Annotated in this window: 3 protein-coding genes; 2 read left to right on the forward strand and 1 reads right to left on the reverse strand. The window is 69.5% G+C overall.

Annotated features, from left to right (window positions below):
• Positions 1–45: 45 nt before the first annotated feature.
• Positions 46–501 (forward strand): GatB/YqeY domain-containing protein, encoded by a 456-nt coding sequence (locus JGS22_RS06725; protein WP_211041526.1) that lies wholly within the window; start codon positions 46–48, stop codon positions 499–501.
• A 288-nt stretch (positions 502–789) separates the two neighbouring features.
• On the opposite strand, the gene JGS22_RS06730 is transcribed toward JGS22_RS06725, so the two are convergent.
• Positions 790–3,072 carry a transglycosylase domain-containing protein gene (locus JGS22_RS06730; RefSeq protein ID WP_211041527.1) on the reverse strand — a complete coding sequence of 761 codons (2,283 nt, stop codon included), beginning with the start codon at positions 3,070–3,072 and terminating at the stop codon, positions 790–792.
• Between the two features lie 404 nt (positions 3,073–3,476).
• Here JGS22_RS06730 and JGS22_RS06735 point away from each other — a divergent pair, with 404 nt between their 5' ends.
• On the forward strand, positions 3,477–3,824 hold the full coding sequence (locus JGS22_RS06735; protein ID WP_211041528.1) for a WhiB family transcriptional regulator: 348 nt from the start codon (positions 3,477–3,479) through the stop codon (positions 3,822–3,824).
• The last annotated feature ends 62 nt before the right edge of the window (positions 3,825–3,886 follow it).

Below are 3,886 nucleotides of genomic sequence, written 5' to 3' on the forward strand. Positions count from 1 at the left end.
GTATATCGGTACGCCGCTCGGGCGGCTGCTGGCAGACTGACCGCCATGACCACGCTCAAGTCCACACTCCAGGACGACCTGACCACAGCGATCAAGGCGCGCGACGAGCTCCGTTCCGCCACGCTGCGGATGACGCTCACCGCGATCACCAAGCAGGAGGTGGCGGGCACCGAGGCCCGTGAACTCACCGACGACGAGGTGCAGAAGGTGATCGCCGGAGAGGCGAAGAAGCGTCGCGAGGCAGCGAAGGCCTTCGCGGACGGCGGTCGCGAGGAGCAGTCGACGCGCGAGCTGGCCGAGCACGAGGTGCTCGCCGCCTACCTGCCGCAGCAGCTGACCGACGAGGAGCTGAACGTCCTGGTCGCGGACGCGGTGGCGGAGTCCGGCGCCGAGGGGCCCAAGGCCATGGGCGCGGTCATGAAGATCGTCAACCCCAAGGTCGCCGGGCGGGCCGAGGGCGGTCGCGTTGCCGCCGCGGTGAAGCGGGCACTCGCGGGCTGACCGACTGCCGCGCACCGCACGGGAGTTCCGCCGCCGCGCCCGCCGGGGCCGTACGGACTCCTCCGGGGCGTACGGACTCCTCCGGGGCCGTACGGAAGGCCGGGCGCGCTCCGGCAGGGGCGCTCGGCGGGGCGGAGAACCGCTTGCGGGAAGAAGAGGAGGGGCGTCCGCCCACCGGATGGTGAGCGGACGCCCCTCCTTCTGTTTGCCTTCACGCTCCTGCCCCTCGGCCGGTCGGCCCGGTCGGCGGGAGCGGCCGGTCAGCGACCCGCCGGCAGGCGCGGGCGGTCAGCGGGGTGCGGGCCAGCCGGGGCCGCCGCCGTCGCCGCCGCCGATCCAGCCGCCACCGCCGTTTCCGCCGCCGTCACCGCCGCCGATCCAGCCACCGTTGTCGCCGGGCGGGCGCGGACGGTCGGGCGGACGATTGTCGTCGCGGTCCCGCCGGTCGCCCTCGTCGTCACCGTCGCCCTCGTCGTCGCCGTCGTCGTCCTTGTCCTTGTCGCCGCGCGGGACCTTTATCGACTCGAACTTGGGCTTCTCCGCGCCGTCCAGGGCGCCGGTCATCGCCGCGCGCCAGATCGGGCCCGGCAGTCCGCTGCCGCTGACCTTGTCGTAGAACTGGCCGCCGATCGTCAGGTTGAACATCTCGACGCGCTGCGCCCCGTCGGAACCGACCCACACCGCGGTGGACAGGTTCGGGGTGTAGCCGACGAACCAGGCGTCGCGGCGGCGCTCGGTGGTACCGGTCTTGCCCGCGTTGTCCCGGCCGGAGAGGCCGACGGTGGCGCCGGTGCCGTCCTCGACGACGCCCTTGAGCATCTGGTTGACCGAGTCGGCGGTCTTCTCCGACATCGCCCTGCTGCACTGCGTCTTGGGCGGACGCAGCTGGTTGCCCTTGGCGTCGGTGACGCCCTCGATGGCCACCGGCGTGCAGTACGTACCGCGGTTGGCGAAGGTGGCGTAGGCGTTGGCCATGTGGAGCGGGGTGCTCTCCAGACCGCCGAGGCCCATGGACGGCTTGGGCTCCAGCTGCTTGCCGGTGCCCGAGCGCACGCCCATCCCGGTCGCCATCTTCGCCGTCTCGCACATGCCGGTCTTGCGGAGCAGGTCGATGGAGTAGGTGTTGACGGACTTGCCGAGCGCGCTGGTCATGTCCCAGGTGCCGGTCATGTCCTTGCGCTCGTTCTGGACGCTGTACTTCCCGGTGCCGTAGCGGGAGTTGTCGCAGTTGCGGAAGTCGGCGTTGTCGAACTCGGTCTTCCACGGGCTGCTGTAGGTGTCCGCCGGGTCGACGCCCTTCTCCAGCGCCGCCGCGGCGATGATCGGCTTGAAGGTGGAGCCGACCTGGAACCCGAGCGTCGTACCGCCCATGGTGTTGTCGACCGCGAGGTTCAGCACGGTCTCGTGCTGGTTCGGGTCCGTGCCGTACGGGCGGGACTGGGCCATGGACTGGATGCGCCCGGTGCCCGGCTCGACCGAGACGACGGAGGCGGCGACCTCGTCCTCCTTGTTGACCTTGCCGGTGGCGGCCTCGCCGGCGGCTTTCTGCGCCTTGGGCGAGAGCGTCGTTCTGATCGTCAGCCCGCCCTCGCGCCAGCGGGCGGCGCGCTCCTTGTCCGTCTTGCCGAACGCCTCGTTGGTGAGGAACTGCTGGCGGACGTAGTCGCAGAAGAAGCCCGCGTTCAACTCGGCGGTGATGCAGCCGTTGCGCGGGGTGCTGACCTTCAGACCGAGCGGGGTCTCCCTGAGCTTGGCGAGCTGCGCGCGGCTGATGTCCCCGTTGGCCGCCAACCGCCCCAGCACGACGTTGCGGCGCTTGAGGCCCTCCCCCTCGTCGTTGATCGGGTCGTAGCGGCTGGGCGACTGCACGATCCCGGCGAGGAGCGCGGCCTCCTGGACTTCGAGGTCCTTGGCCGGCTTGGAGAAGTAGCGCTGGGAAGCCGCCTCGACGCCGTAGGTCTGCTGACCGAAGAAGGTGATGTTGAGGTAGTTCTCCAGGATCTGGTTCTTGGAGAGCTCCTGCTCCAACTCGATGGAGTACTTCAGCTCCTTGATCTTGCGCCCGATCGTCTGCTTGGTGGCCTGGGCGACCTTCTCCTGGTTGTCGCCGGCCTCCTCGACGAAGACGTTCTTCACGTACTGCTGGGTGAGCGTGGACGCGCCCTCGGACACCTCGCCGGACTGGGCGTTGCGGTTGAGCGCGCGCAGCACGCCCTTGAGGTCGACGGCGCCGTGCTGGTAGAAGCGGGCGTCCTCGATGGCGATGATCGACTTCCGCATCCACGGGGACATGTCCTCGAGCGGGACGACCGTGCGGTTGCGGGAGTAGACGTCGGCGATCAACCCGCCCTCGGCGTCCAGGATTCGGGTCTTCTGGCTGAGCGCCGGCTGCTTCATCACGGCGGGGATGTCGCCGAATCCGTCCGCGGTGCCCTTTGCCGCGAGGCCGATCGCACCGACCGCAGGGAGCGCGATGCCCGCGGCCACCGCGCCGGCCAGCACGCTGACGCCCAGGAACTTCGCCGCCTGCTGGGTCGGCGACAGTCCGCCGCCGGAGCGCTTGTTAGCCATGTTCGCAAGCCTACGTTCTCAATCGCCGGACAGAGGTGCGTCAGCTCGCCTACTCTGGCGTACACGTCCGGGGGTCGCCTCGTACATCTCTTCGCGTCACTCCAGTGAGTGATGAGAGCTGTACCGAATTGTCGCTCTTCAGCGACCGCACGCCCGTCACCCACGCGCGCCGACCGGGGATTCACACCCCAACTGTCCCATCCGGACCTGAAGTTGGACACGCGCCACCCTCACTCCGGTGGGTGATCCGCCGCGCACCCATAGTCCGATCGGGCCATTCAAGATTGGGCCGGTCGGGGGTGTTGTCAGTTGCTCGCTTTCCGTAACGTCCTCAACTGGCGACGGTGCATATGCCGTTAGTCGCCGTGGGGGAGCCTCAAATCGGGAGAGGACGGCACCAGCAAATGAGCAGCTGGGTTACCGACTGGAGTACGCAGGCAGCCTGCCGTACGACAGATCCGGACGAACTATTCGTGCAGGGTGCGGCACAGAACAGGGCGAAGGCGGTGTGCACCGGATGTCCGGTGCGGACCGAGTGCCTGGCCGACGCCCTCGACAACCGCGTGGAGTTCGGCGTGTGGGGAGGTATGACCGAGCGGGAACGACGCGCCCTGCTGCGCCGACGTCCGACGGTCACCTCCTGGCGGCGACTCCTGGAGACGGCCCGCGCCGAGTACGAGGGGTACGCCGTGCCCTTCGAGGAGGTGTGCGCGGCGGAGGACGTCCCACGGGTCGCGGCCTCGGCTCGCTGACCCCGCCCGACGGGAGCACCGGCTTCCGCGTGCGCCCCGCGTAACGCACCGCCCGATGTCGG

Origin of the sequence: Streptomyces tardus, assembly GCF_018101125.2 — a bacterium.
Lineage (GTDB): Bacteria > Actinomycetota > Actinomycetes > Streptomycetales > Streptomycetaceae > Streptomyces > Streptomyces tardus.